General features: G+C 74.0%; 5 protein-coding genes and 1 pseudogene. 4 read left to right on the forward strand and 2 right to left on the reverse strand.

The window, feature by feature from the left end; translation table 11 throughout:
* Positions 1 to 4: 4 nt before the first annotated feature.
* Positions 5 to 3,214, reverse strand: coding sequence for a family 20 glycosylhydrolase (locus tag DY240_RS29755; RefSeq protein WP_119663260.1), 3,210 nt, complete (start codon positions 3,212 to 3,214; stop codon positions 5 to 7).
* A gap of 232 nt (positions 3,215 to 3,446) precedes the next feature.
* On the opposite strand from DY240_RS29755, the gene DY240_RS29760 reads away from it, so the two are divergent.
* The 4 genes from DY240_RS29760 to DY240_RS29775 all read left to right on the forward strand — a co-directional run bounded on the left by DY240_RS29760 (position 3,447) and on the right by DY240_RS29775 (position 5,880).
* On the forward strand, positions 3,447 to 3,926 hold the full coding sequence (locus tag DY240_RS29760) for a DUF2975 domain-containing protein (protein WP_119663261.1): 480 nt from the start codon (positions 3,447 to 3,449) through the stop codon (positions 3,924 to 3,926).
* Positions 3,926 to 4,141 (forward strand): helix-turn-helix domain-containing protein, encoded by a 216-nt coding sequence (locus DY240_RS29765; RefSeq protein ID WP_119663262.1) that lies wholly within the window; start codon positions 3,926 to 3,928, stop codon positions 4,139 to 4,141. Before DY240_RS29760 ends, DY240_RS29765 begins: the two co-directional genes overlap by 1 nt.
* Positions 4,138 to 5,277, forward strand: coding sequence for an FAD-dependent oxidoreductase (locus tag DY240_RS29770; RefSeq protein WP_119663263.1), 1,140 nt, complete (start codon positions 4,138 to 4,140; stop codon positions 5,275 to 5,277). Before DY240_RS29765 ends, DY240_RS29770 begins: the two co-directional genes overlap by 4 nt.
* A gap of 105 nt (positions 5,278 to 5,382) precedes the next feature.
* On the forward strand, positions 5,383 to 5,880 hold the full coding sequence (locus DY240_RS29775) for an FBP domain-containing protein (protein ID WP_119663264.1): 498 nt from the start codon (positions 5,383 to 5,385) through the stop codon (positions 5,878 to 5,880).
* A 3-nt stretch (positions 5,881 to 5,883) separates the two neighbouring features.
* Here DY240_RS29775 and DY240_RS32645 read toward each other — a convergent pair.
* Positions 5,884 to 6,149: pseudogene (locus DY240_RS32645) on the reverse strand (hyaluronate lyase); the annotation flags it as partial.

The following is a 6,149-nucleotide window of genomic DNA, read 5'->3' on the forward strand; positions in this document are numbered from 1 at the left end:
CGGTTCACCGCAGCGCCATCGCGAAGACCCGGTGGAAGAACTTCCCGCCCTGGTCGGAGACCGGCAGCACGACGTACTCGACGGTCCGGCGCGGGTCGAGCGGCACCGAGTGGAAGAAGACGTACGTCGGGCGGTTCACCCGGCCGACCGGTGCGTAGTTGTTGTACGGCATGGCGATGGCGACGTCGGACCCGGGCGGCGCGACGTGCCAGTCGGAGTCGGCCAGCTCGAACTCCGTCACGGTCCCGTCGGTGTAGTGGATGCTGCCGGTTCCGGTGACGGGTGCGTACGCGCCGGTCGTGAGCAGGCCCAGCTCGGAGCCGGCGGCGCCGACCTCGATGGCCTGGCCCTGCGCGGCGAGGTGGTCCGGCCGGCCCTCGGCGGGCCAGGTGAACTCGAACCCGCCGTGGCTGACGGTGCCGCCCGGATGCACGCCCGCGTCCGCCAGGGCGTCCCAGGAGATGGACGAGCCGTCGCCGTCGACGCCGCCGCCGAGCCACTCCGGCGCCACGTCGTCGTCGCGGGTCATGCCGTACCGGTCGAACGCCGCGGCGAGGTCCGGGTACGGCACGCTCAGCGCCACCGTGGCCGCCGGGCCGCCGTACTCGACGCGGTCGTGGGTGATGACGGTGTCGAACGGGATGCGGACCACACCCGGCCGATCGGGGACGTCGACGACGAAGGCGAGCCGTCGAGACTGTCCCGGCTCCAGGCGCACCGGCAGTGAGCCGGGCCGCACGGCCGCACCGCCGGGCGGGCGGGGCGTCACCGTCAGGCGCACCGGCCCGGCCGCGTTGTTGGTGGCCGTGAGCGTGACGGTGGTGCGGTCGCCGTCGACGACGGGGACGCCGTCGCCGGCCGTGACCTCGACCGGGGCGTCGTCCAGTGCCGCGGTCGCGGTCCGGACGGTGCTCGAGCGGCCGTCGGCGGGGTCGGGGCCGGCCCGCCAGCTGGTGGTCGCCTGGACGCGGTAGTCGCCGAGGGCGGCGTCGACGCCGAGCGGGAGCCGGACGTCGACCGCGTGCCGCTCGCCGGGGGCCAGCCGATCCGGCACGGCGGGCACCTCGACGGCGACGGTGCGGTAGTCGAGGCCGCCGCGGGCGCGGACCTCGAGCCGGACGTCCTCGGCCACCTCCGGGCCGGTGTTCTCCAACTCCACGGTGACGACGTTGTCGCCCAGAGCGCGCAGCGTCTCGGGCGGGTGGACGACGGTGCGGACGGTGCCGGCGGGGTCGCTCAGGAACCGGACCTCGGCGACGTTCGTGTGCCCGCCGTCCGGCGAGACGTAGCGGAACCAGCGATAGGCGCCGGTGTCGGCCACCGGCAGATCGAGCCAGTCGCGGAACGGCCGCCACCGCACGACGGCGAGGTCGACGCAGCCGGCGTCGGGCCCGTCGGCGCAGCCCTGGAACCGGCCGCCGAGCAGCCGGGCGGGCCCGCTGCCCGAGCGCGGGACCACCCGGATGCCGCTGAGGCGGGTCTCGTTGCCGGCGCCGAGGTCGAGCCCGACGTATCCGCCGCTGGCCGCCGCGAGGTCGACGGAGGTGCCCGGGTCGCCGTCGAAGGCGTGCTCGGGAACGCCCGCGGCGTCCCACGGCTCGCCCGAGGCGTACACGTCGCCGGTGACCGGGACGGCGCCGGCGGGGATGTCGGTGATGACACCGGGCGGCGGCCCGAGGGCGTCGGCGCGCTCCTCCAGCGCGAAGTTCGACGGCGCGGCCGGGCCGCCCCACGCGCGGTCGGCCAGCACCTGCTGCGGCCGCCGGGCGAACCAGTCGAAGTAGCTGTCGGGCTCGTCGAAGGCGTTGTCCGACCAGCGGGAGATGAGGTAGCCCTGGACCTGGGGGTCGTCGGCGGGGACGAACGAGGAGTTGATCCACCCGCTGTCGGGCTGCAGCGAGCCGCCGGGCGGCGCGCCGGGCGTCACGTAGAACCGCCTGCTGTCGGAGCTGATGACGTCGTAGCCCTGGTCGACATACGGCTGGTAGTCCCCGGTCCACGGCTCGACGATGATGTCCTTGTTCGGCGCCGTCGTGGGCTGCTGGTCGTAGTCCCACCAGTTCCAGATGACGGTGCGCTTGCCGTGCGCCTTGACCATCTCGTTCATCCGGTCGATGAAGTCGACGAAGACGTCGGCGGTGGTGGCGTAGCCGTTCGCGGCCGCGTACTCGACCAGCTCCGGGCACTGGGCCTGAGCGGCACCGGTCGGGTACTCGTCGGTGCCGACGTGGAAGCGCGGGCCGCGGAACCACGGGATGAACTCGTCGAGGATCGACCGCACCACCGCCTCGGTCTCGGGCTTGGTGACGTTCAGCGTGAAGTCGCGCTCGAACCAGTTCGCCGCCGACGGGCAGCTCCACTTCGTCGCCGGCGCCCAGTCGGCGATGGCGGTCGCGTGTCCGGGCAGGTCGATCTCGGGGAGGATCTCGACGCCGTACCGCGCCGCGACGTCCTCGAACCGGGCGATGTCGGCCTCGGTGTAGGAGTCCTCGTGCGCGAGGCCGGGGAAGGCGGGGCTGTCCAGGCGGAACGCGTTCCACTCGGTGAGGTGCAGGTGCAACGTGTTCATCTTGTACCAGGCCATCGTGCGGATGACCTGCTCGATGTAGTCGGGGTGGTAGTAGTGCCGGCCGGCGTCGAGCATGAAGCCGCGGTCGCCGGCCCGGGGCCAGTCGCGCGCGTGGCCGGCGGGGACGTCGACGTGCTCGGGGTCGAGCGAGAACAACTGCAGGACGGTCTGGGTGGCGCGCTGGACCCCGGCCGCGGTCTCGCCGCGCACCGTGACGCCGTCGGCGATGTCCAGCTCGTAGACCTCGTCGCGGGCCTTGCCGCCGGCCCGGACCGGGGAGTCGGCCACGGTCTGGTCGATGTCGAGGACGATGTCGCCGGCGGACGGCTCGGCGTCGACGGCGACGGGCAGCGCTCGTCCGGTGATGGCGCGGAGGTCGGCCGCGAACGCCTCGAGCGATGTGCCCAGCGCCCGCGCGTCGGCCGTGTCGGCGACGATGCGGGCGCCGACCGGCAGCCGGAAGGTCTCGCCGGTGCCGCTCCACTCCTGAAGGGCGGGGACGACGGCGGGCGCGGCGGCCGCGGCCTCGCCGTCGGGGCCGGACGACGGGCCGGTCTCACTTGCCGAGGGCAGCGCCGAGCCGGCCAGCAGCAGGGCCGCGACCGCGCCCGCCAGGCTCGTTCGCAGGGTGAACGACGTCGGCATGGCCTCTCCCGGGATCGACGGTGGAATGACCGCCGCCGCGCACGTGCCGGGTGCGGCGGATGCGCACTGAAGCTAGCCGGACCCGGATCCGGCGGTCAAGCCTGAACATGCATGATTGTGGCCGGATTCGGTCAGAATCAATCACTGCCGTCTCGTGGCGCAGCGGCGTGGAGGGCGCGAATGTCGAGTGGAATCTATTGACATTCGATCGATAGCCAGCGAAAGTCGATGCATGCCATCCAAGCACCGGGCAGTCGGCCTGCTCCGTGTCCTGCTCGTCCTGCTGTTCGCCGGCTTGGTGGTGGCGCAGGTGGCGATCCTGCCGGGGACGCTCGCGTACCTGGCAGACGAGGAGCCCGATCTCGCCTACCTGCAGTGGCCGGCGCTGGTGTTCTCGATCATCGAGCTGCTGTGCGTCCAGGTCGTCATCGTCTGCACCTGGCAGCTGCTCGGCATGGTCAAAGCCGACCGCATCTTCAGCGAGGCGGCGTTCGCCTGGGTCAACACCATCGTGTGGACGATGGCCGTCGCCTGGGTGCTCCTGTTCGGCGCGTTCGTCTACGTCAGCCTGCTGGTCGAAGGGCCCGGCCTGCCGGTGCTGCTGTTCGGCGTGGTGCTGGCCGGGGGAGTGCTGGTCCTGCTGATGGTCGTCATGCGGGCGCTGCTGCGTCAGGCCACCGTCCTGCGCAGCGACATGGACGCGGTGATCTGATGCCCATCGTCGTGCGCATCGACGTCGAGCTGGCCAAGCGGAAGATGAGCGTCGGCGAGTTCGCCGAGCGGGTCGGGCTGACGCCGGCCAACGTCGCCGTGCTGAAGAACGGCCGGGCCAAGGCGGTGCGGTTCAGCACGCTCGAGGCGATGTGCCGGGTGTTGCAATGCCAGCCCGGTGACCTGCTCGAATGGGTCCCGGACGGTGACGAGTGAACGTCGACGTGCTGGTCGTGGGCGCCGGGCTGGCCGGCCTGCGCACGGCGACGCTGCTGGCCCGGCACGGCCACGACGTGCTGCTGGCCGAGCGGCGGCCCCGGCTCGACGGCGCCATCCGCACCACCGGCATCTTCGTCCGCCGCACCCTCGACGACTTCGACCTGCCGCCGCAGTGCCTGGGGCCGCCGATCCGCCGCGTCGTGCTCTACCCGCCGAGCCGGCGCCGCCCGGTGACCCTGGTCAGCGAGCGCGACGAGTACCGCGTCGGCGACATGGCCGCGCTGTACGCCGACGCGGCCCGGACGGCGGCAGCGGCGGGCGTGCGGGTGCTGCTCGGCACCCGCTACGAGGGCCGGGGCCGGTCGTCGTACCTGCTCGTGGGGCCGGACGGGCCACTGCGGGTGCGGGCGCGGTTCGTCGTCGGGGCCGACGGCGCGCGCTCGCGGGTCGCCCGCGACCTCGCGCTGGACCGCAACGAGCACCTGCTCACCGGCGCCGAGGAGGTCTTCCCCGTCTCCGCGTCGGACCGGCCGCCGACCTTCCACTGCGTCGTCGACCCCGCCCTCGCACCCGGCTACCTCGCGTGGGTGGTGGACGACGGCCGGCACGCCCACGTCGGCGTCGCCGGCTATGTCGACCGCTTCCCGCACGGCATGCGGCAGGCGCTGAGCAGGTTCAGCGCGGCGGCGCCCGGCCTCGAGGGCGTCGAGCGTCCCGGAGGCGACGGTGAGGTCGAGCGGCGCGGCGGGCCGATCCCCGTCGGCGGCGTGCTGCGCCGCATCAGCTGCGTCGACGGCCTGCTGGTCGGCGACGCCGCGGGCGCGGTCTCGCCGCTCACGGCCGGCGGCCTCGACCCGTGCCTGCGGCTGTCCGAGCAGGCCGCGGCCGTCCTCGACGACGCCCTGCGCGCCGGCCGTCCCGACGCCCTGGCCCACTACGACGGTGCATCGCTGCGGGCGCACTTCCGCGGCCGGCTGGCGCTGCGGCACGGGCTGGCCCGCGTCCGGACGCCGGTGGCCGCCGCGGCGGCGTTCGCCGTCCTGCGCACGCGACCCGGCCGAGCCGCCGCCCGCCGCATCCTCTTCGGTGACGGCTCGTTCCCGAACCGCCCGGGTCAGCCCTCGACCACGTAGACCGGGTGCGCGACGCCCCGCGCCCGGCCGCCCCACGAGGGGCGGGGTGGGGCGGGACCGTAAATGCCTTGCCGGGGCGTTTCGGCCGGGGTTAGCGTCGCGAGCATGAGGCCGATCACCGAGAGCGACATCCGCCGCTCCTTCGTCAACTGCTCCAAGGGCGAGGCGCAGCGGCTGGCCGTCCCTCGCGACCTCGAGGAGCAGCCGTGGGACGACCTCGACTTCCTGGGCTGGCGCGACCCCGGTGCGCCCGACCGCGGCTACCTCGTCGCCGACCGCGACGACGGCCTCGTCGGCATCACCCTCCGGGCGGCGCCGAAGTCCGCGCGCGGGTTCACCAGCCGCAGCATGTGCTCGCTCTGCCTGACGACCCACACCAGCGGCGGCGTGTCGCTCATGACGGCCCGCCGCGCCGGCGAGGCCGGCCGCCAGGGCAACACGGTGGGCCAGTACCTCTGCGCCGACCTCGCCTGCTCGCTGTACGTCCGCGGCCGCAAGAAGTCGATCGTCGGCGCCGAGATCGACGAGACCATCACCGTCGAGGAGAAGGTGGCCCGCGCCCGGCAGAACCTCACCACCTTCATCGGCGCCGTCGTCAGGTAGCCGTCAGCGGACGGTGAGCGCGCGGGCGAGCCCGGCCAGCGCGCGGCGGGTGAGCCGCCCCGATCCCAGGCCGAGGTCGACCAGGTCGTCGAAGACGCGCTGGTCCCGCTCCGCGGCCACGATGCCCGCCGTCAGCACCGCCGGCAGCACCGACAGGCGCGCGGCCACGACGGAGTGCCGCAGGTGCGGGCCGAGCAGCGCGCGCACCGCCGTCCGGTAGCGGGCACCGGCGGTCTCCGGCCGCCGCGCCGTCACCGCGGCCGCGGCCG

The sequence above is a fragment of the Jiangella rhizosphaerae genome (genome assembly GCF_003579925.1).
In the GTDB taxonomy this organism is placed as follows: Bacteria; Actinomycetota; Actinomycetes; order Jiangellales; family Jiangellaceae; genus Jiangella; species Jiangella rhizosphaerae.